Origin of the sequence: Geobacter sp. AOG2, from assembly GCF_019972295.1 — a bacterium.
Lineage (GTDB): Bacteria > Desulfobacterota > Desulfuromonadia > Geobacterales > Pseudopelobacteraceae > Oryzomonas.
In genome coordinates this window covers 3,522,291-3,544,422 of sequence record NZ_BLJA01000001.1, presented here as the reverse complement: position 1 = coordinate 3,544,422, position 22,132 = coordinate 3,522,291, and the positions used below count along the sequence as shown (strand labels likewise).

Here is a 22,132-nt window from a genome sequence, read left to right as displayed (position 1 = left end):
GGCCTGATGGCTGTTTTTCAACAACCTCTCAACTTTGCGTTTCAGAGGGGCCTTACCTTGTTCGATAAACCTGACAACATCATCCTGCCCCCCGACAACATCGTCCTTGCCCGCCTCGACGACCTAATCAACTGGGGGCGCGCCAACTCCCTCTGGCCCATGTTCTTCGGCCTCTCCTGCTGCTTTGTGGAGATGATGACCTCCTTCACGTCGCGCCACGATATCTCCCGGTTTGGCGCGGAGGTGCTGCGGGGAACGCCCCGGGAGGCAGACGTGATGGTGATCGCCGGGACGGTCTTCAAGAAGATGGCCCCTTCGATCCTGAACCTCTACGAGCAGATGGCCGAGCCGCGCTGGGTGATCTCCATGGGGAGCTGTTCCAACTCCGGCGGAATGTACGACGTGTACAGCGTCGTGCAGGGGGTGAACCAGATCCTGCCGGTGGACGTGTACGTGCCCGGTTGCCCGCCCCGGCCCGAGGCGTTTCTCCAAGGTTTGATGCTGCTCCAGGAAAAGATCAAAACCGGGGAGCGCCCGGCACGACCGGTTCTGCACCTTGCCGGAGGCTGCCAGGGGACAACCGTCCCGATCCTGAGGGACGGGGAAACCAAATCCAGGGACACCCGCGGACCGGGCATGGAGGCTATCGCCATCCGGGGGGCTTCCGTGGGGCATCCCACCATGTTCCAGCCGCGCTCGGATGAGCAGTGGCGCCCGCCTGCGCCGCACCGGGCCTACCCGGATTTCGGCCTTCCCGAAGAGATCGGCTCCCTGTTCGGCGGCCGGGTCGCCATCGACGTCACCGCCACCGATATGCTTACCCTGCGGGCGCCGGCAGAACTGGCGCCCGAACTGCTGCGCCACCTGAAGGAGCGTCCCGCCGCCGGCTTCCAGCGCCTTGAAGACATCACCGCCGTGGACGAATCCTGCCGGCGGGATCGTTCACGGCACAAGGACTTCACCCTCGACTATCACCTGCTCTCCTTTGATCAGCCCGGCTATGTGCGTGTTAAATGCGATCTTGCAGGGAAACAACCGGAAGCCCCCAGCGTTACCCAGGTCTTCCCGGCCGCCGACTGGTACGAGCGGGAGGTGTTCGACATGTTCGGCATCCGCTTTGACGGCCATCCCAACCTGCGGCGCATCCTGATGCCCCACGACTGGGAGGGACACCCCCTGCGCAAGGAACACCCCTTCCGGGCGACCGAGATGGCGCCCTACACCATCGATGACGCCCGCAACCACGCGGCGCTGCCCGCCTCGGACTTCTTCGAGCGGATCAATAAGGGGGAGATGGTGCTCAACCTGGGGCCGCAACACCCCGGCACCCACGGCATCATCCGCTGCATCCTCAAGCTGGACGGCGAGGAGATCCGCGATATCGATTTCGACATCGGCTATCACCACCGGGGGGCCGAGAAGATCGCCGAACGTCAGCACTGGAACCAGTTCATTCCCTACACTGACCGCATCGACTACCTGGCCGGCGTGCAGAACAATCTGGCCTATGTCAACTCGGTGGAGCTCTTGTGCGGCATCCAGGTGCCGGAACGGGCCCAGTATATCCGCGTCATGCTGGCCGAGCTGTTCCGCATCGCCAGCCACCTTGTCTGGCTCGGAACCTTCGCCGCCGACGTGGGGGCCATGACGCCGGTCTTCTATACCTTTACCGACCGGGAACTGATCTTCGACGTGGTGGAAATGATCACCGGGGGGCGCATGCACCCGGCCTGGTTCCGCATCGGCGGCGTGGCGGAGGACCTGCCCGAGGGGTGGGAAGGACCGGTAAAGCGGTTTCTGAAGTGGCTGCCGGCCCGGCTCAAGGAATACGAGCAACTCATCAACGGCAACCCGATCTTCCGGGCTCGTCTCAAGGGCGTCGGCGTCATCTCGGCGGCGGAGGCACGGGAATGGGGACTCTCCGGCCCCAACTTGCGGGCCTGCGGCATGGAATGGGATCTACGGAAAAAGATGCCCTACAGCGGGTACGAGAACTTTGATTTCGAGGTGGCCGTGGCCGAGGGAGGGGACTGCTGGGCGCGCTATCTGGTACGTATGGAGGAAATCCGCCAGTCATTGCGCCTGGTGCAGCAGGCCATGGACGGGATGCCCGACGGCCGCTGGATTACGGACGATTACCGCTATGTGCTGCCCGAGAAGCAGGATACCTTGAAGGATATCGAATCCCTGATCCACCACTTCGTCAACAGCACCCGGGGCATGACGCCCCCCCGTGGGGAAAACTATGCCGCCATCGAGGCGCCAAAGGGAGAGAACGGCTACTTTGCCGTATCGGACGGCCTGAACATCCCCTACCGGATGCGCATCCGTACCCCCAGCTTCCCGCATATCCAGGCGCTGCCGGTCATGAGCCGCGGCTGGCTGGTGGCCGATTTCCTGGCGATTCTGGGGTCGGTGGATTTCGTCCTGGCCGATCTCGACCGCTAGCAGGTCGCTGAAAAACAGCCATCTCGCCGCCGTCCTCGAAAGCCCCTTTGTGCGGCGTAGCGCTGCTACGCCTCCGCGGGACTCCCTGCGGGTGCGACGATCTGACTATTTTTGAACGACCTGGGTTTTTCAACAGCTCGTTAGAATTTAAATCCCCAGGGGCAAGGGCTGCTGGTGCGCGCCAACACCGCATGATGCCTGTTCCTGAGGCTGGCTGGAATCGAAGATCTCCGCAAACTCATCCTTGATCGCATCGAACGTACTCAGGACGCGGGGGTCGAAATGCCCGGGCATGGTCCTGCCGTCGCCGTTCAGAATAATATCGCAAGCCGTTGCGTGGTCAAAGGCCCTCTTGTAGACCCGTTCGCTCCGCAAAGCGTCGTACTGGTCGGCCAGCATGGTGATGCGGCCGGCAATGGGAATGGCCTCGCCGGCCAGGCCGTAAGGATAGCCGGTGCCGTCCCAGCGTTCATGGTGGCTGGCCGCGATGGTGGCCCCCATCTGGAGCATACTATGTGACGAGCCCTTGAGGATCCTCTCTCCGATGACCGTATGTTGTTTGATGGTCTCGAACTCAGCGGACGTAAGCGCACCCGGCTTGAGCAGTATCGAATCGGGGATGCCGATCTTGCCCACGTCGTGCATGGCGCTGGCAATGTGGATCTGCTCGATGAAGGTATCCGGCATGCCCAGCGCGGTCGCCAGTTTTTTAGCGTACAGGCCGATGCGCAGGATGTGCTGCCCGGTATCCTCATCCCGCAATTCGGCCGCAGCGGTGAGTCGTTCGATGATCTCGCGGCTCATCTCGGTCAGCCTGCTCAAGGCCTCGGCCAGTTCCGAGGTTCGTTTCTCTACCGTAATCTCCAATTCCCGCTTGTAATTCTTTTCTATCTGGGTCAGGCGCTTGTAATGGACCCCCTTTTCCACCGTATGGACGAGATACGGGGGGCTGTACGGCTTGATGATGAAGTCGAAGGCTCCCTTCTGGATGGCCTTGACCGCGGTATCCAAGTCGGCGTAGGCGGTCATGAGGACGACCGGTGTCTCCCGGTCCAGAAAACGGATCTTTTCCAGAAGCTCGATACCATCCATATGCGGCATGTTGATGTCGGTCAGGACCAGGTCCACCGGCTTGGTCACGAACTGCCTGACCGCTTCGTGGCCGCTGGTAAATGCCTGGACCGTGAAGCCGTATTCGTCCAGAAGTGTGGAAACGCTCTCCAGGACAAAACGGTCATCGTCAACCACAAAGATGTTGCCGGTGGTTTCACTCCCCATGGCCCAGCACCTCGCGGATCTTCATGAGCAACTCCTTTGGCATATAAGGTTTGGGGATGAAAGGCATGCTTTCATCCAGAACTTCTTGCGAGCGCACAATCTCTTCCGTGTAGCCGCTGGTGAAGAGCACCTTCACCCCGGGATTGTCGGAACGGATGGCGTTATACACCTCCCGCCCCTTCATCTCCGGCATAATGACATCCAGAATGAGCAGGCCGATCCGGTCCCTGTTTTCATGAAACTGGTCCACGGCCTGCCGCCCATCCCCGGCTTCAATGACCACATAGCCGAACTCCTCCAACACCTCCCGGGTAAAACGGCGCGTCGAATCATTGTCGTCGGCCAGGAGAATCACCTGTTTGCCTGCCCGGTGGTGGGACGGGGGCGGTTCATGGTCGGTGGCTCGCGACTCCTCGCCCGAGCAGGGAAGATAGATGCTGAAGGTTGTTCCCACACCCTTCTCGCTGGTGCAGAGAATAATGCCGTTGTGCTTTTTGATGATGCCGTAGGCGATGGAAAGGCCGAGCCCGGTCCCTTTTCCGGTTTCCTTGGTGGTAAAGAAAGGCTCAAAGATATGGCTGATGGTCTCTTCGTCCATGCCCTGACCGGTATCCGACACCACTAAAAGCGCAAAGCGGCCGGTCTGGCCGAGCCCGTTCATGCCGGCAAATGTGGCGTCGATGTTCACCAACTCACTGCGGATGACGATCTCGCCGCCCCCAGGCATCGCGTCCCGTGCGTTGGCGGCCAGGCTCATCAGCACCTGCTCGATCTGCACGCTGTCCACCATCACCGGCAACTCTTCGGCGGTCAGCCGGATCGCAAGCCGAATATCTTCATTGATCAGCCGGTGCAGCAGTTGCTGCACCCGTTCGACGATCTCGTTAAGATTAATGTGCCGTGTACTCGTGTGCTGCTTGCGGCTAAAGGCCAAAAGACCTTTGGTAAGACTGGAGCCGCGCTCGGCTGTGGCCAGGATCTGCTCCACCCCGTTGCGCAAAGGGCTGTCCTCCGGCAACTTGATCTGCATGATGCTGGCATAGCCGATGACCGCCGTCAGGATATTGTTGAAGTCATGGGCGATGCCACCGGCCAGTTGACCGATCGCTTCCATCTTCTGTGAGTGGTGCAGCTCGTTTTCCAGACGCTTTCTAACGGTTATATCCTCACTGATGGCGATAAAATGGGTGATCAGGCCGCCTTCATCCCTGATCGGCGCAATCAGGGTCTGCTCCCAGTAAGGCTCGCCGTTCTTCTTGCGGTTATGGAACTCCCCGCGCCATTGGCTCCCGCCACCGATCGTCTCCCAGAGCCGGCGGTATTCCTCGGAACCGGTGTCGCCGGATTTGAGCATGCGGGCATTCTGGCCCACCGTCTCGGCGGCGGAATATCCGGTGAGCTCACTGAAACCGGGGTTGACGTATTCGATGGTGCCGCTCGTATCCATGATGATGATGGAAGCCGGATTCTGTTCCACGGCAACCGAAAGCTTTCTCAGGCTTTCTTCGGCCTTTTGGCGCTCCGACAATTCCCGCTGAACCGCATCATAGAGCTGGGCATTGTCCAGGGCCACGGAGGCCAGTTCACCAAACTGGGTCAAAATGGCCATGCGTTCTTCATCGAACAGTTGTCCCTCCTCGATGAACGCCAGCCCGAGCACGCCGATCACCCGATTGCCGGACTTCAGCGGAACGCCGGCCATGGCCCGCAGCACCGCACGGTCCGGGTCGGGAAGCCGGTGCTCCCACCGGCTGTAATCATCCACGTGGAATGGTTCCCCCGTCGTCCAGACATGGCCCGCCATCCCGTCGCCGGGTCCCACGGGGTGATGCACGAAACCGTCGAACACCCCGCTTTGGTAAACCATGGTCATTTCGCTTCCCTGCCCGTCCACCAGGTAGACGTAGCAATGTTCGGTCCCCACCAGCTTACCCGCACGGACGAGGATCGCCTGCAGGAGGCTGGACACATCCAGGCGTCTGACAAGCCCCAGGGAGGTTTCGTGAAATGCGGTCAGGTATTCGTTCTGGCGCCGTACGAGTTCGTCGGCGCGTTTGCGGTCACTGACATCCCTCGCCACGGCCAGAACGGCCTTGTCCCCGTTGAAATCGATCTGGCGGGCCTTCACCTCCACCGGCAGGGAGAGGCCGTTCTTGCAGCGGTGGGAGGTTTCAAAGGTGATCTGCCCCTGTTGCATGACGAGCGCGAGCCGTTCGGCGGCGTACCGGGAGCACTCGGCTGTGTCGAACTCGCCCATCTCCCTGCCGATCATCTCCTGGCGGCTGAAACCATACCGGCTGCACGCTTCGTTGTTGGCCTCGGAGATTCTGCCGTCGCCACGGATAATAAAGATGGCATCGCTGGCCTGCTCGAAAAAGAGCTTGAATTTCTCTTCGCTGGCCACGATGGAGAGTTCCGCCTGCTTCAGGAACGAGATATCGCTGAAGCTTCCGCGCATGCCGGCATAGACGCGCCCCTGGTCGAAGACCGGACGGCTCTGGAAGTTCGTCCAGCGCATATCCCCGGTCCTGGTTATGATCCTGAACTCCACCGGTTCGGTGAAATCCGAGGTTTCCGCATCCCTGCAATGCTCATCCCAGTGTTCCCGGTCATCGGGATGGATCATGGCGCTCAACAGGCCGGGAGTGGCGTAGAAATCCTCGGGGCTGTAACCGGTGACATCCCGGCAACTGGGGGACACATAGTGCATGGTGGAGCAGTCCGGTGCGATCCAGAATACCATTTCCGAGGAAAAATCGACCACCGTGCGGTATAAGAGTTCCCGTTTGGCAAGTTCCTCCTGCTGGTGGTCTGCCTCCTTCACCAGTCGGTTGAAGGCTTGGGCGAGTATGGCCGGTTCATCTCTTCCCGCTGCGGGAAAGAGACGCTGGTCGCCGGTTTTGCCGGAGAGGGTTTCCACATGCCTGGTGAGGGCCAGGATCGGCGACGTCAGTTGCGAGAGAGCCCGCCGCAGCAGCAGGGCTGCAAGCAGGGCCGCGGGGACCAGGATGCCGAAAAAGAGGGCATTGGCCTTTCTAATGGACTCATAGGCCTGGTCAATGGGGTAGTTGGCCGCGATGATCCAGTTCCTGCTCTTGAGGTGCTTGAACGATGTCAGTGCATGGAGCCCGCGGGAGGTAATCGTTTCCCCGGTACCGTCGAAACCCGCGATGGCCCTGTCCAGCAGCCGGTTGGCGCCCGGCGGGGGATACCGCTTCATGATCCACCGCGCCTCCGAATGGAACAGGGTGACCCGGTCGGTACTGATGACATACAGGTAGCCTTTTTTGCCGATCCTGAAATTGGCAAGCCTGCCCAGAAACGGAGAGCGGGCCAGGTCGATGCCCCCCCCCAGTACGGCAACCAGGGCGCCGGTCCCGTTGAAGACCGGGGCGGTGAACATCAGGGCGGGACGATGCTGATCCATGGAGGATTCATAGGGTTCGGAGATGGAGGGTTTCCGCGTGGCAATGGTCTTTTTCAGACAGTCTCGGTAGGGGAAATCCTTGCCTGAACGCTCCATCCCCTGGGGGAGTTCCGCAATCAGCCGACCGCTACGGTCGAAGAGGAAGAGGCCGTTGTCGAAGGTGGCGAGGTGTTCGTTCTGGCCGTTCAGAAACTCCAGGGCCTTTTGAGGGGTAGAGATCATGCCGGGCGTTGCCGCGCGGGAGATGGCAATCAACGACTCTTGGGTAGAGGCCACCTCCCGGTCGATATCGTCCGCCAGGAGCGAGACGATCTGGTACTGCTGTTCGGCGACCCCCTCCTTGATGCGCAATTCCAGGATCCTCTGGGACAGCACAAGGATTCCGGCCAGCACGCAGATGGTGAGCGCGGGAAAAACAAGACCAACCTTGGTTTTAAGGGATAGAGTCCGCATCGAAACGCTTCCGGATGTTCAATTTCAACTGCGCACCACACTCATTCATGAGACGAACATTGCTTATGACATAGGGTTAGCACTATATCACAGCATGCTGCCAACCCCATATACAAAAAGTTACTCATCCGGCACGCGACAGCTCCATCGCCCCAAGCCCATCGATAGCGTATCTCCCGGTTTCCGGACAACTTTTCCTTGGACAAGGGGGACCCCATCGAGTAATATGTTTTTTTCTTTATTGTCAATAAAAGGGAGAACAAGGTTGGATAAGCTCGTCATCAAGGGAGGAAAGAAACTGACCGGGGAAGTACGGGTCAGCGGCTCAAAGAACGCTTCCCTGCCCATTTTTGTGGCCACCATCCTGGCCCCGGGATTAAACCGGATCAGCAACGTACCCTTCCTGCGCGACATCAATACCACCATCAAGGTGCTGGAATCCCTGGGCGCCACCATCGAAGGCAACGGTAACCTCGTCAAGATCGACTCCGCCGGTATCCGTAACCACGAAGCGACCTACGACCTGGTCCGGACCATGCGCGCTTCGGTGCTGGTCCTGGGCCCACTTCTGGCACGCTTCGGCAAGGCACGCGTCTCCCTGCCCGGCGGGTGCGCCATCGGTGCCCGCCCCATCAACCTGCACCTCAAAGGGCTTCAGGCCCTGGGGGCCGAGATCAATCTGGAACACGGCTATGTGGAGGCCAAGGCGCGACATCTGAAGGGTGCACGGGTCAACTTCGACATCTCCACCGTGGGAGGCACCGAACACCTGATGATGGCCGCGGCCATGGCCAGGGGGGAGACGGTTCTGGAGAACGCCGCCCGGGAACCGGAGATCGTCGATCTGGCCCAGATGCTCAACCTCATGGGCGCCAAGATCGAGGGGGCTGGGACCGACACCATCCGCATCCAGGGGGTCACCGAACTCTCGCCCGTTTCCTATCCGGTCATGCCGGACCGCATCGAGGCCGGCACCTTCATGATCGCCGCGGCGATCACCGGCGGCGACGTGAAGATTCACGGCATGAAACTGGAACACCTGGATGCACTGGTCTTCAAGCTCCAGGACGCCGGGGTGGAGATCACCAGTCACGACAACGTGGTGCGTGTCAAGGGGCCCAGAAAAATCCGCAGCATCAACATCAAGACCCGTCCCTACCCCGGCTTCCCCACGGACATGCAGGCCCAGTTCATGGCGCTCATGTGCGTAGCCGACGGGGCGAGCGTCATCAGCGAGAACATCTTCGAGAACCGCTTCATGCACGTCTCCGAACTGCTGCGCTTCGGGGCGGACATCACCATCGAGGGCAACAGCGCCACGGTCAAAGGGGTCAAGAAGCTGTCCGGCGCGCCGGTCATGGCTACCGACCTGCGGGCCTCGGCGTCCCTGATCCTGGCCGGTCTGGCCGCGGACAACATCACCGAGATCTCCCGCATCTACCATCTGGACCGGGGGTATGAGTCCATAGAGAAGAAGCTGGCGGGGCTGGGCGCGGATATAAAAAGGGTACAGGAGTGACGAATGCCGCTTTTGCGCAATCTCTGCGTTGTCGTTCGGAATCTCCTTGTGTCGGCTTTCGCCGACCAATTTCACGTTCGTGAAATTGTGCGTCGGATGACGATACCTCCGCGGGCTTCCTCCTCCGCCTTGACCTTGCACAAAATCGACATCCGAAAGGAATAAAACCAGGTGAACGACTGGATTACTATTGCAATCCCCAAGGGGCGGATTCTTGAAGAGTCGGTGGCGCTGTTCGGCAAGATCGGCATCGACTGCCGGGAACTGCTCTCCGACTCCCGCAAGCTGATCTTCGAGAATGCCGAGCAGCGCATGCGCTATATGATCGTGCGCGCCACCGATGTTCCCACCTACGTGGAGTACGGCAGCGCCGACCTTGGCATCGTGGGCAAGGATACGCTCATGGAGCAGGGTAAGGACCTGTACGAGCCGTTGGACCTGAAATTCGGCTACTGCCGTATGATGGTGGCCGAGCCGGCCAACCTGGCCGATAACGACGACCCCTCCGTCTGGTCCCACATCCGCATTGCCACCAAGTACCCCCACGTGGCCGAGGCCTATTTCGGTGCCAAGGGCATCCAGGTGGAGATCATCAAGCTGTACGGTTCCATCGAACTGGCGCCGCTGGTGGGGCTGTCCGAGCGGATCGTGGACCTGGTTTCCACCGGCGAGACCCTGCGCCAGAACGGCCTGGTGGAGGTGGAAACCATCGCCGAGATCACCACCCGGCTGATCGTCAACCGCGCCAGCCTCAAGACCAAGTACGAGCGGATCACCGAAATCATCCAGGGGCTGGAACGAGAGCTTCAGTCCGCATAAACCTGAAAACGGCACTTCTGCCACAGAGACGCAGAGACACAGAGAAAATCATCGTAGGGGCGCATTGCATGCGCCCTGATTGGGCGAGCAGCAGTTCGCCCCTACGATTCTCGGACATTTAACCACCGAAGCACTAACTCTTCGACATGTTATCTCAGTGGCTCTGTGGCTCTGTGGCAAATTCTTTTTTTAGGATAAACGCTATAAGAGGGTACCCATGCTTTTTCTCGACATACGCGACAACGATTTTGCGGAGAAGTTCGGCGCCATCCTTTCCCGCGGCGAAGAGACCGGCCGCGAGGTGGAACAGACCGTGCTCGGCATCATCGCCGACGTGCGTAAGCGGGGCGACAAGGCCGTGCTGGAGCTGACCCGGCGCTTCGACCGCCTGGAGGCCGCCTCCGTGGCCGAGCTGGAGGTGAGCGCGGACGAGATCGACGCGGCCTTCGAACGGGTGGACGAGGCCGACGTGGAAGCGCTCATGCTGGCCGTGGAGCGGGTTTCCAGCTTTCACGAAAAACAGAAACAGCAGACCTGGATCTCCACCGAAGAGCCGGACATCATGCTGGGGCAGAAGGTCACCCCCCTGGCGCGGGTCGGCATCTACGTCCCCGGCGGCAAGGCCAGCTATCCCAGCAGCGTGATCATGAACGCCGTGCCGGCCCGCGTGGCGGGCGTGGGAGAAATCGTCATGGTGGCCCCCACGCCGGGAGGCGAGATCAACCCCCACGTCCTGGTGGCGGCCCGCCTCTCGGGAGTGGACCGCATCTTCCGCATGGGCGGAGCCCAGGCCGTGGCGGCCCTGGCCTACGGTACCGAAACCGTCCCCAAGGTGGACAAGATCACCGGGCCGGGCAACATCTACGTGGCCACGGCCAAGAAACTGGTCTTTGGCGCTGTGGGCATCGACATGATCGCCGGGCCGAGCGAGATCCTGGTCATCAGCGACGGCAGCGGCAACCCCGCCCACATCGCGGCGGACCTGCTCTCCCAGGCCGAGCACGACGAATTGGCCTCCTCCATCCTCATCACCACCGACCGCGCCTTCGGCGAGCAGGTGGCGGCAGAGGTGGAGCGACAGCTGGCCCAACTCTCCCGCGAGACCATTGCCCGCGCCTCGTGGGACAAATACGGCGCAGTCATCGTGGCCGGGAATCTGGACGAGGTCATCGACTTCTCCAACCGTATCGCTCCGGAGCATCTGGAGTTGGCCGTGGCCGATCCCTTTGCCATCCTGTCCCGCATCACCAACGCCGGCGCCATCTTCATGGGGCACTGGACCCCCGAGGCGGCGGGCGATTACCTGGCCGGGCCTAACCACACCCTGCCCACCGGCGGCACGGCCCGCTTCTTCTCGCCCCTGTCCGTGGACGATTTTGTGAAGAAGTCCTCCATCGTCTATTTCTCCGAGGGGGGGCTGAAACGGCTGGGGAGCGACATCGTGCGCATCGCCGGGCTTGAGGGGCTGGAGGCCCACGCCAAGTCGGTGAGCAAAAGACTGGAGCAGGTTTGATGCGGGCTCGCCCGGGCGACCATCAGTGAAATTTGTGGCCCGCCCGGCCACCCCTGCATGTCCCCCTAAATTACCTCAAAGCTGTTGTTCAAAGCAATTCCCCTATCCTGGTCTTTTGGCCCTCAGGGTCTGCATGTAAGAACAGCTACTCCTTCCAGTAGGCAATAGCCGGCCTGATCGCCAGCAGAATGGCGACAACAAGAATAACCCACACATACGGCATGACCGCCGCGTGAAAATATGCCCCCGCGGCAATACCGAAGAGAAATGCGCACCACTTCAACAGCCACACGTCCCGCCAGTGCCATATTTTCGTTATGAACAACCTCATGGCATCACACCGATGGGGTGAGATTCAACTCTCGCTCGATGTCCTCGCCATAAAGGCGGACCACCTTGCCCTTCTCACCTTCGGAACGGAGCACCCCATTTTCAACCCATTCCAGAAGCCGTTTGGTGGAAACTCCGAACTTGGCTGCCGCTTCATCGACGGTGTACCAGGTTTTGGTCAATGACATGGCTCACTCCTTTCGCACGGGATAATATATGTTTTATTATACCATGTCCCGGCCATAATACACGGGAGGAACAGCCTGTTTGGTCCCTCTCCGCGTCTCTGCGGCAAATGCCGGTAACGTATGTTTGTTTGGGGCATTTCGCCACGCCGGCCATGGCACCCGGTCAAAAGCCCGAGGCCCCTAATCCGCACCACAGTCAAATAGCGTAAACACGACGCCATTTTTCCAACTTATAGCGCTAACTGCTTGATTCATAGGATCAAACATATTCTAACCCACCTATTTGACTAGCCTATTATTTCTAGTAAAATAAATAAGAGTTTTCTTAAAAATGGCCGCTGGTTTGCATATTGCAAGGTATGCGTAACGTGAATCTTGAGGAGTCGTGCCGGAAACCTCGGGATGTGAGGTGTTATGATGCCATTATTGAGCTGGAGGGCCGAATATTCGGTGAATGAAGCGGAACTGGACCGTCATCACGAGGAGATGTTCAACATCCTCAACAGCGTGTACGATGACGTCATGAACTCTCCGGCATTAGGCTTCATCCTGCCGAATATCGACAAGCTGACGACCATTGCGGAATGCCATCTGTCGGCGGAAGAACAGTATCTGGAAAAAATGCATTTTCCCGATATTGCCGATCATATTGCCAAGCACAGGGAGTTTACCCAAACCATCGAGAGGATTCGGAGCGGCTACAACGACAACGACCTGGAGGCCTCAAAACAGTTGATCATTGTGCTGGGAGAGTGGCTGATTCATCACGTCCTCAAGGAAGACAGAAAATATTCCCATCTGAAGGGTTCTCGAGGAACCGCTTAAAAGCTTTGCCCAACCGCCATCCTGCCTTCGGGATTGTACCATACCCAATCCTGCCCATCGTGAGCGCATTGTCGCGTTTCAGGCTTGAACACAACGCCCAAGCGTGATATTCCTCATATATTATGAACCTGCTCAGACCAAACATACGCGACATGAAGGGCTATGTCCCCGGCTTCCAGCCGGATGATGTGGCCTCGTGGATCAAGCTGAACACCAACGAAAACCCCTACCCACCCTCCCCCAAGGTCATGGAAGCCATCTATGAGGAACTGGGCGCTGACGGAGCCTCGCTACGCACCTATCCCAGCGCCTCCAGTTCAAAGCTGCGCGAAGCGGCCGGCGAACTGTACGGCTTCGATCCGTCCTGGATCATCATGGCAAACGGCTCCGACGAGGTGCTCAACAACCTGATCCGGGCCTGCGCCGGCGAGGGGGAAGAGATCGCCCTCGTCCATCCTTCCTATTCCTACTATGCCACCCTGGCGGAGATTCAGGGGGCGCGGGTCCGGTGCTTCGGTCTGACGGCGGATTTCCGCATCGCCGATTTCCCGGAGCGCTACGAGGGCAAGCTGTTCTTCCTCACCTCCCCCAACGCGCCCTTGGGGTTTGCGTTCCCCATTGCATACGTGGAGGATCTGGCCCGGCGGTGTGACGGCCTGTTGGTGATCGACGAGGCCTATGCCGACTTTGCCGACGGCACGGCGCTGGAGTTGGTAAAAAAATACGACAATGTGGTGGTGACCCGCACCTTTTCCAAGAGCTACGCCCTGGCCGGCATGCGGCTCGGCCTGGCCATCGCCCGGCCGGAGATCATCACGGCCCTGGACAAGATCCGCGACCACTACAACCTGGACCGCCTGGCCCAGGCGGCCTGTGTGGCAGCCCTGCGCGACCAGCTCTATTTCCGGGATTGCTGCGCCCGCATCCGCGAGACACGGGACTGGTTCACCCTGGAATTGACCGCCATCGGTTACGACGTGATCCCGTCCCAAGGCAATTTCGTCTTTGCCGCCCCGCCAGACAAAAACGGCAAGCGGGTCTACGATGGCCTGTACGGCAAAAAGATCCTGGTGCGCCTGCTGTCCGACCCGCTGCTGGCTCACGGCCTGCGCATCTCCATCGGCACCCGCAAAGAGATGGAGCGGACCCTGGCGGCGCTCAGGGAGATAGGGTAGAGTCCGTTGTTTTTATGTGACTTATAGGTCTCTTATGGGACTTATAAGTCACATTTATCCCATAAGTCCTATCTCCCCCGCAGGGGGGAGGGGGATTTCCCAAAAGGCGCTACAGGGAGGCCATATGTCACGAAATGCTGAGATAGAACGGGTCACCAAGGAGACCAAGATCAAGCTGGGGCTGGAGGTGGACGGCAGTGGGCAGGCGACGATCTGCACCTCGGTCCCGTTCCTGGACCACATGCTGAACCTGTTTGCCCGCCACGGCCTGTTCGACCTGAAGATCGAGGCCTGCGGCGATATCGACATTGACTTCCACCATACGGTGGAGGATATCGGCATTGTGTTGGGCGAGGCCTTCAAGCAGGCCCTGGGCGACAAGAAGGGCATCCGGCGTTACGGTCAGGCTACGGTTCCCATGGACGAGACCCTGGCGGCGGTGGCGGTGGACATCTCCGGCCGCCCCTATCTGGTGTACAACGTGCGGCTCCCCAAGGTAAAGATCGGCGATTTCGACGTGGAGCTGGCGCGGGAATTCTTCCAGGCCTTTGCCAATCACTGCGGTCTTAATCTGCACATCAATGTAATGTACGGCGACAACGTGCACCACATCATTGAGGCCTGCTTCAAGGCGGTGGCGCGGGCCATGGACACGGCCACCCAGCTCGACCCGCGGGTACAGGGGGTCATGTCCACCAAAGGGGTGCTGTAGCCCCGCATCCCGGATTCACGACATCTTCGCCCCGGCCTCAATCGCAAAATCCTCGGCGTAGCGCTGCTACGTCTGTGGTTTTGCTCAATCGGCCAGGTCAAATCTGCCGCAAATCCGGGCGCGGTCCATGCGGTAATTACCTACGAACAATCTCAAAAAAGGGCGGCCCCTGCGGGCCGCCCTTTCCGTTTCCATCAGTCTTGAACTTCGTTTATTACTTGATCTCTTTCAACAGCGCCTTGGCTTTCTTTGCCTCTTCACTCTTGGGAAAGGTTTCTTCCAGCTTCTTCAGCACATATTTGGCGCTTTTCACGTCCTTTATGAGCCTGAAACACATGGCCTGTTTGAGCATGGCCGCCGGCACCTTGTCCTTGCCGGGATACTGCTTGATCACCTCCTGATAGGCCAGGATGGCCGGCTCATACCCTTTTTCGTTGTAGAAGGTCTCGCCGATCCAGTACTGGGCGTTTGCAGCCAGATCGTGCTGGGGATACTGCTCCAGGAATTTGGTGAAGATGTCACGCGCGCCGGGCATGTCGCCCGCCTTGAAGGTCTCCAGCCCCTTCGTATAGAACGCTTCCGGCGTGGGAGGTTCTTCCTTTTTCGGCTGGGCCAGGTCTGCAACCTTCTTGGTGAGTTCATCCATGGCCGTCTGGAGTTTAACGACCCGGTCCTCCAGGGCAAAGATGCGCTTGTCCGCATCCTCACGGTAGCGCGCAAGGTCGTCGGCGGGTTTCTTCACAGAGATGGCCAGATCGTCCGTCTTGCCGTTCAGTACCTGGATATCGGATTTGACGCTGTCCATGGATGCCTGGATGTCGGCGGAGAGTTTACGGACCGCCAAGACGTCCGATTTATACTCCTTCTCGACGGAGCCGATGCCTTGCTTGGATTCATCCCGGACCCCGCCCAGGTCCTTTTCCACGGAAAACAACCTGGTCTTGACGGCATCCATATCGCTGCGAACCACGTCGAGCGAGCTTTGGGTGGCGCAGCCGGCAAGTCCGGTCATGGCAACCAACAGGAGGGAATACGCGAATTTCATCGGGGAATACTCCTTTGATGGTCTTGTGATTTTCAAACGAAACTGTTTTCACTATATATCATGCCGTCCGGACAATGACAAGCGGGAGGGGCTCACCGGCAAAAAGAGCGGAACCCTGCGACATGGCGCGGGAAATAACGCTTGACAATCGACCACGATTCAATTAACAATTTTTCGTTTTTGCATCTAGATTGAAACGGGTTGTTGACAAATCGTCACCGACGACCCTATAGCGGATTTTCGACGAGTATAAATGGGCTGTTGAAAAAACCGGGTTGTTCAAAAATAGTCAGATCGTCGCACCCGCAGAAGGTCCTGAGGAGGCGTAGCAGCGCTACGCCGCACGAAAGGGCTTTCGAGGATGGCGGCGAGATGGCTGTTTTTCAACAACCAATCTATAGAACTGCCTGATTACCGGCTATTCATATCATGAGGAGGAATTGAGAGAATGGAACAGTATGCTGTCTACTTCGCCCTGGCCTGCGCCGTGGTGGCTGTCGCCTACGGACTGATTTCGGCACAGTGGATTCTGGGGCTGCCCCAGGGTAACGACCGGATGCGCCAGATCGCCGCCGCGATCCAGGAGGGCGCCGGCGCCTACATGAAACGCCAGTACACGATCATCGCCGTGGTGGGCGTGGTCATGTTCGTCGCCTTGTTTGCCACCCTGGGTGTCAAGACCGCCATCGGCTTCGCCATCGGCGCGCTCTTCTCCGGTCTGACCGGCTTCATCGGCATGTTCGTTTCGGTCCGCGCCAACGTGCGCACCACCGAGGCGGCCAAGAGCGGCATCGTCAAAGCTCTCAACGTGGCCTTCAAGGGCGGCGCCATAACCGGCATGCTGGTGGTCGGTCTCGGCCTTCTGGGCGTGGCCGGTTACTACCTGGCCCTGCAGAAACTGATGCCGGACGCACCGGTGAAGGAAGTGGTCAGCCAGTTGGTCGGCCTCGGCTTCGGCGGTTCGCTGATCTCCATCTTCGCCCGTTTGGGCGGCGGTATCTTCACCAAGGGCGCCGACGTGGGCGCCGACCTGGTGGGCAAGGTCGAAGCAGGCATCCCCGAGGACGACCCCCGCAACCCGGCCGTCATCGCCGACAACGTGGGCGACAACGTGGGTGACTGCGCCGGTATGGCCGCCGACCTGTTCGAAACCTACGCCGTAACCCTGATCGCCGCCATGCTGCTGGGCGCCATCGCCTTCAACAACAACCAGGGCGCGGTCAGCTATCCGCTGATCCTGGGCGGCATCTCCATCATCGCCTCGGTTATCGGCACCTTCTTCGTCAAGCTGGGCGCCAGCCAGAAGATCATGCCCGCCCTGTACAAAGGCCTGATCGCCTCCGGTGTTTTGGCCTGCATCGCCTTCTACTTCGTCACGGTCCAGATGTTCCCCCAGGGGCTCACCAATGACGCCGGGGCGAACTTCAGCGCCATCAATATCTTCATCTCCGCCATCGTCGGCCTGGTCGTGACCGGCGCCATCTTCTGGATCACCGAGTACTACACCTCCACCGAATACGGCCCGGTCCGCCACATCGCCCAGGCCTCCACCACCGGCCACGGCACCAATGTCATCGCCGGCCTGGGTGTCTCCATGAAAGCCACTGCCGCTCCGGTCATCGTCATCGCCGCCGGCATTATCGTCTCCTTCCAGTGCGCCGGGGTCTACGGCATCGCTATCGCGGCCGTGTCCATGCTCTCCCTGACCGGCATCGTCGTGGCCATGGACGCCTACGGCCCGATCACCGACAATGCCGGCGGCATCGCCGAGATGGCCGAACTGGACGACTCGGTCCGCGCCGTGACCGACCCCCTGGACGCAGTGGGCAACACCACCAAAGCGGTTACGAAAGGTTACGCTATCGGTTCCGCCGGTCTGGCCGCCGTAATCCTCTTCACCTCCTATGTTGACGAGTTGAAGTTTGCCGGCAAGGCCATCACCTTCGACCTGTCCGACCCCTACATCATCGTCGGCCTCTTCATCGGCGGCATGCTCCCCTACTACTTTGCCGCCCAGTGCATGGAAGCCGTCGGCAAGGCCGGCGGCGCCGTCGTCATCGAGGTTCGTCGCCAGTTCCGCGAGATCAAGGGAATCATGGAAGGCACCGGCAAGCCGGATTATGCCTCCTGCGTCGATATCGTCACCAAGACCGCCCTGAAGGAAATGGTCATCCCCGGCCTGATCCCGATCCTCGCCCCGGTCATCGTCGGTTTTACCCTCGGTCCCAAGGCGCTGGGCGGGGTGATCGTCGGCACCATCGTCACCGGTATCTTCGTGGCCATCTCCATGACCACCGGCGGCGGCGCCTGGGATAACGCCAAGAAATACATCGAGGACGGCCACCACGGCGGCAAGGGCGGCGACGCCCACAAGGCCGCCGTTACCGGCGACACCGTCGGCGACCCCTACAAGGACACCGCCGGCCCGGCCGTCAACCCGATGATCAAGATCATCAACATCGTCTCGCTCTTGATCGTGCCGCTGTTGGCCAGAATGATGTAGCAGACCCGCATCGTGCGAAAACAAAAGCGGCAGGTGGAGATCATCCCCTGCCGCTTTTTTCATGCCGTGTCTTGGTCACATCAGGCCACTGAACAATTCAGGTGTTCAAAAATAGTCAGATCGTCGCACCCGCAGAATACCCTTTCGTGCGGCGTATAACTATGCGTGAGCATGGTTATCGGTGACGGAGCGAAGCGTAGTCATCCCGTTTAGCGGGACGCCGATAGGCGCTATGATGGCTGTTTTTGAACAACCCCCTAAGGTTTCAAGGGGTTCTGCTTCCAGTAGATACCCAGCACTTCCCGCTCGTTGGCGTTCAGCTTGGCTCCCCGTTTTTCCATCTCCCGCTCGATCTTCATCATGTCCTTCCCCGACGACAACGCCGCATCGATCCGTTTGTCGGTGTGGCAGAGCGTGCATTTTGCCTGAATGACGGCATGGGCCTTCTGGAAGTCTCCCCCGACCACATTACCCAGGTTGCTGCCCGTTGCGGGGCCGTCCTGCGCGGCCCACAGGGGTGCGGCGAAAACAAGCGTGACGGCAAGCGACAACGCTCGGTTGACGTTGATGTTCATTGCTGTTCCTTTCAATACGAAAATGAAAAGGCCTGACGGTATCTATACCCGACAGGCCCTCGCTGCATCAAGCAAAATATGAACGTTCCTACTCCCGGACGTAGATGTCCTGGTCGCTCTCGTGGACCATGGCCATGATGTGGGCATACTCGGATTCGATCAGGTCGTAGTGCCCCTGGGTTTCCTTGACCACCCGCTCGAAAACGCTCCTCACCCCCGGGTCCACCATATCCTTTGCAAACTGGGTGTACTGGCCGATACACTCCTTCTCCTCAACCAGAGCCAGCTCCAGGGCCTTCTGCTCGACCATCTCTTCGCTGATGGCCTTCTCCAGCTTCATGTAGGTGGGGTTCTTCGTATCCGCCGGGGAATTCATATAGCTGGTTATATCTCCGAACTCCCCACCCTTATAATGGTCGAAGAACGACTTGAGATGGCCGACTTCCTCGTTGGCCAGCAACTCGAACACCTTTCTGGTCCGCTCGTTCTTTGCCACCGAAGCGGCCTTGCGGTAGAAGTCCATACTATCCTTTTCGGCCTTGATGGCCAGCTTCAAGGCTTCCTGTAGCGAAAACTCTCTCCCCATAATCCCTCCCCCGTGGCTAAAATGTGTATACAGTATAGCGGGGAAAACAAAACGGTCAACTACAAAAGTATTTCGTATCCCGCGCGCTTGATCGCGGGAGGCAATTCCGGGATATTCGGGCCGGTGCCGAGGCACGGCAAAGCAGGTATGGCAGGGGCTCCATCAAGGGGCCGGGATGACGAGTACGAGCTAACTATGCGGGAGACGCAGGCCTTTTGGGGGGACGTGGTCAATGTTCCTGTTTCAGCAGTTCGTTGACAACGACGCCGGCCATGGTCAGGCCGAAGATGGAAGGAATGAAGGAGATACTGCCCAGGATCACGCGGCGGTTCTCGCAACGGAAGGCCTGTTCCTCCCGGTTCGGACAGATGCATTCCGTACCGCAGAAGGCGGCCTGGGGGTTGAGTTCCCGGTGTTCCTCGGTTGAGTAGACGACCTGTACGCCGCTCTGGATGCCGGCCTTGCGGAGTATCTTGCGCATGCTGCGGGCCATGCGGCAGTTGCGGGTGGCGGCGATGTCCGCCACGTGGATCTTGGTGGGGTCGAGTTTGTTGGCCGCCCCCATGCTGGAGATGACCGGAATGGCCTGTTCGCGGCAGATGGTTATCAGGGCGGCCTTGGCGGTAAAATGGTCGATGGCGTCCAGCACATAGTCAGGCCGCGGCGTCAGCAGTTCCGCGGCATTCTCCGCGGAGAAAAAGGCTTTCACCGGGACGATTTCGGCATCAGGATTGATGTCCCGCAGCCGCCCGGCCATCACATTGACCTTGGGCTCGCCGATTGTGCTGGAAAGGGCGTGGATCTGGCGGTTGACGTTGGTCAGGCAGATGTCGTCGAAATCCACCAAGGTGATGGAACCGACCCCGGCCCGGCCGAGGGCTTCGGCCGCATAGCTGCCGACCCCGCCGATGCCGCAGATCATGACCCGTTTCCGGCGAAGCGTATCGAGCCCCTGTGGCCCTAGCAGGAGTTCGGTGCGGGAAAACCTGTGGAGTGTCACGGGTACATCCTCCTTGTGCCGAAATGCTTGCTTCCCGTCATCCCAGAAGTTCCCGCGCCTGCTCCACGATCACATCCTCGGGGATGTCGCGGACCGAATGGTCCGTGGCGTCATGCTTGCGGAGGTTGACCTTGGAGAGGGTCTTGATGACCCGGTTTTTAGTGGTGGGACAGATACAGACCGGTGTGGCTCCGAACAGGGTGACGGAGGGAACCCCGCAGGCCCAGGCGATGTGGGTCGGCCCCGAATCCCCCCCGATGACGAGATCGCAACGCCCCACCGCTGCTTTGAGCTGGTTCAGGTTCAAGCGGGGCAAGACCCGGACATGGGGCGCGCGTTCGGCGATCAGGGAAGCGGTCAGGAACTCCTGCTGGTTGCCGTGGCAGATGACGATGTTTCCCTGCAACAGGTTCGCGATCCGGGCAAACTTCTCAGGCGGATAGTTTTTGTAGCTTGCGCTGGTTTCGGGCACAAACAGGATGTTGGGCCTGTCCGCAGCAAAATAACCATCCGTGGCCGCGCCGTCGTCAGCTCCCCAGAACAGGTACGGCTTTGGGGGGCACAATTCGTCGGGCAGGAAGTCCAGGCCGAGACTCCGGACGGCAAGGGTCGTGTAGCGGCACACCGCGGGGAGGTCCAGCGGAACCGGGACCGAGCGGTTATAGAACAGGCCGGCCAACGGTTCCTTGATCATCTGCCGGGCGAACCCGTACCGGACGCCGCCCAGGGAAGCGGCTATGACGGCCGACTTCAACATACCGTGCAGGTCGATGACAACATCGAAATCGCCGAATGATGCGAGACGGCGATACTCGGTCCGCACCGCGGACAGGGATTTCTTTTTTTTCAGTTCTTTCAGGTCAACCCGGATGATCCGCTGAATGTCGGGGTTATAATCGAGGATATCGGCAAAACGCCTCTCGGCAACCCAGGTAATATGGCACTCCGGCAGGTGGCGGCGCACGACCTGCAACGCGGCCATGGCGAGGATGATATCCCCCAGCGAGGTGAGCCTGACAAAAGCGACCTTCATCCCTGGCTGCGCGTCCGGTACAGTTCCGGGTTCAAGGTCGGGTCGTTGTACATCTTGAACTGCTTGTAGAGCTTCATCCGCTTCCTGCCCGCCACATAATCGGCCAGAAGTTGCTCGAGGGCAACATACAGGTCATAGCGCTGGAGTTTCAGCACGGACAGGCGGTGGAGCGAGCGTTGCCGGTGGGCGTCGTCGATATCCTCGCGACGGCTGTCTTCGTCCATATGATAGATCTTGAGCGACATAATGGAAATGCGGTCCACGATGCTGCCGGGGGTTTCGGAATTGATCCTGTCCGCCGCCTGCTCGGGAACAACGGCAGACACCTCCGTCAGGATCGCCTCGTCGAGTTTCTCGATCAGATCATTGCGCTGCTGATTGAGCCTGTCGATGGCGCGTTTGACGACGGCAATGGCGCTGTCGTCCACGTCGGTGCGCCGCGCCTTGTCCTCCTCGTGCCACAACAGATAGTTGCGGTAGGCCAACTCCAGCGCGATGGGGCTGATGGGGATCTCCAGCGCATCATAGGTGGCAGGGTCGGTGTGCCAATAGCTCAGATAGCGGTCAAGGGCGTTCTCGAGCCCGGTCAGGTTCAGCTTGGTCAACATGGTGCATCCCTTCCATTCTGGTGTAATTCAACCTGAAAAATCATTTGCCACAGAGTCACCGAGACACAGAGAAAATCAGGAGTAAGGCAAGCAAA

18 protein-coding genes are annotated in these 22,132 nt (G+C 59.6%); 8 read left to right on the top strand and 10 right to left on the bottom strand.

The features are described from left to right. Positions 1-78: 78 nt before the first annotated feature. On the top strand, positions 79-2,448 hold the full coding sequence (locus LDN12_RS16135; protein WP_308464327.1) for an NADH-quinone oxidoreductase subunit B/C/D: 2,370 nt from the start codon (positions 79-81) through the stop codon (positions 2,446-2,448). Positions 2,449-2,595: 147 nt separating this feature from the next. Here LDN12_RS16135 and LDN12_RS16130 read toward each other — a convergent pair whose 3' ends face one another. Further along, complete coding sequence (locus LDN12_RS16130) at positions 2,596-3,726, bottom strand: response regulator (RefSeq protein WP_223923678.1); 1,131 nt, start codon at positions 3,724-3,726, stop codon at positions 2,596-2,598. Next, on the bottom strand, positions 3,716-7,606 hold the full coding sequence (locus tag LDN12_RS16125; RefSeq protein WP_223923677.1) for a PAS domain S-box protein: 3,891 nt from the start codon (positions 7,604-7,606) through the stop codon (positions 3,716-3,718). The genes LDN12_RS16130 and LDN12_RS16125 overlap by 11 nt, the downstream gene beginning before the upstream one ends. A gap of 265 nt (positions 7,607-7,871) precedes the next feature. Between LDN12_RS16125 and murA the strand changes: the two genes are divergently transcribed. The 3 genes from murA to hisD all read left to right on the top strand — a co-directional run bounded on the left by murA (position 7,872) and on the right by hisD (position 11,457). Further along, entirely contained in the window at positions 7,872-9,125 is a 1,254-nt protein-coding gene (murA, locus tag LDN12_RS16120) for a UDP-N-acetylglucosamine 1-carboxyvinyltransferase (RefSeq protein WP_223923676.1), read from the top strand. Between the two features lie 171 nt (positions 9,126-9,296). Further along, positions 9,297-9,944 (top strand): ATP phosphoribosyltransferase, encoded by a 648-nt coding sequence (gene hisG / locus LDN12_RS16115; protein WP_223923675.1) that lies wholly within the window; start codon positions 9,297-9,299, stop codon positions 9,942-9,944. Positions 9,945-10,161: 217 nt separating this feature from the next. Further along, positions 10,162-11,457: a histidinol dehydrogenase gene (hisD, locus tag LDN12_RS16110; protein WP_223923674.1), complete on the top strand. Its 1,296-nt coding sequence runs from the start codon at positions 10,162-10,164 to the stop codon at positions 11,455-11,457. A 145-nt stretch (positions 11,458-11,602) separates the two neighbouring features. On the opposite strand, the gene LDN12_RS16105 is transcribed toward hisD, so the two are convergent. Both LDN12_RS16105 and LDN12_RS16100 read right to left on the bottom strand, forming a co-directional pair. Continuing rightward, complete coding sequence (locus tag LDN12_RS16105; protein WP_223923673.1) at positions 11,603-11,788, bottom strand: hypothetical protein; 186 nt, start codon at positions 11,786-11,788, stop codon at positions 11,603-11,605. Between the two features lie 4 nt (positions 11,789-11,792). Beyond that, positions 11,793-11,975 carry a helix-turn-helix domain-containing protein gene (locus LDN12_RS16100; RefSeq protein WP_223923672.1) on the bottom strand — a complete coding sequence of 61 codons (183 nt, stop codon included), beginning with the start codon at positions 11,973-11,975 and terminating at the stop codon, positions 11,793-11,795. A 414-nt stretch (positions 11,976-12,389) separates the two neighbouring features. Here LDN12_RS16100 and LDN12_RS16095 point away from each other — a divergent pair, with 414 nt between their 5' ends. From LDN12_RS16095 to hisB, 3 genes are all read left to right on the top strand, one after another. Then, positions 12,390-12,800 (top strand): bacteriohemerythrin, encoded by a 411-nt coding sequence (locus LDN12_RS16095; protein WP_223923671.1) that lies wholly within the window; start codon positions 12,390-12,392, stop codon positions 12,798-12,800. 122 nt (positions 12,801-12,922) lie between these two features. Then, complete coding sequence (hisC, locus tag LDN12_RS16090) at positions 12,923-13,975, top strand: histidinol-phosphate transaminase (protein ID WP_223923670.1); 1,053 nt, start codon at positions 12,923-12,925, stop codon at positions 13,973-13,975. 124 nt (positions 13,976-14,099) lie between these two features. Next, the gene (gene hisB / locus LDN12_RS16085; protein WP_223923669.1) at positions 14,100-14,687 is read left to right on the top strand and encodes an imidazoleglycerol-phosphate dehydratase HisB; all 588 of its coding nucleotides are present in this window, start codon (positions 14,100-14,102) and stop codon (positions 14,685-14,687) included. A 214-nt stretch (positions 14,688-14,901) separates the two neighbouring features. Here the strand turns inward: hisB and ybgF are convergent, their stop codons facing one another. Continuing rightward, complete coding sequence (gene ybgF / locus LDN12_RS16080) at positions 14,902-15,732, bottom strand: tol-pal system protein YbgF (protein ID WP_223923668.1); 831 nt, start codon at positions 15,730-15,732, stop codon at positions 14,902-14,904. Positions 15,733-16,180: 448 nt separating this feature from the next. Between ybgF and LDN12_RS16075 the strand changes: the two genes are divergently transcribed. Then, complete coding sequence (locus tag LDN12_RS16075; RefSeq protein ID WP_223923667.1) at positions 16,181-18,235, top strand: sodium-translocating pyrophosphatase; 2,055 nt, start codon at positions 16,181-16,183, stop codon at positions 18,233-18,235. A gap of 257 nt (positions 18,236-18,492) precedes the next feature. On the opposite strand, the gene LDN12_RS16070 is transcribed toward LDN12_RS16075, so the two are convergent. The 5 genes from LDN12_RS16070 to LDN12_RS16050 all read right to left on the bottom strand — a co-directional run bounded on the left by LDN12_RS16070 (position 18,493) and on the right by LDN12_RS16050 (position 22,037). Continuing rightward, entirely contained in the window at positions 18,493-18,810 is a 318-nt protein-coding gene (locus LDN12_RS16070; RefSeq protein WP_223923666.1) for a cytochrome C, read from the bottom strand. Positions 18,811-18,898: 88 nt separating this feature from the next. After that, on the bottom strand, positions 18,899-19,396 hold the full coding sequence (locus LDN12_RS16065) for a ferritin family protein (RefSeq protein ID WP_223923665.1): 498 nt from the start codon (positions 19,394-19,396) through the stop codon (positions 18,899-18,901). Between the two features lie 229 nt (positions 19,397-19,625). Beyond that, positions 19,626-20,396 (bottom strand): ThiF family adenylyltransferase, encoded by a 771-nt coding sequence (locus LDN12_RS16060; RefSeq protein WP_223923664.1) that lies wholly within the window; start codon positions 20,394-20,396, stop codon positions 19,626-19,628. Between the two features lie 37 nt (positions 20,397-20,433). After that, entirely contained in the window at positions 20,434-21,429 is a 996-nt protein-coding gene (gene waaC / locus LDN12_RS16055) for a lipopolysaccharide heptosyltransferase I (protein ID WP_223923663.1), read from the bottom strand. After that, positions 21,426-22,037 (bottom strand): DUF4254 domain-containing protein, encoded by a 612-nt coding sequence (locus tag LDN12_RS16050; RefSeq protein WP_223923662.1) that lies wholly within the window; start codon positions 22,035-22,037, stop codon positions 21,426-21,428. The genes waaC and LDN12_RS16050 overlap by 4 nt, the downstream gene beginning before the upstream one ends. Between the last annotated feature and the right edge of the window lie 95 nt (positions 22,038-22,132).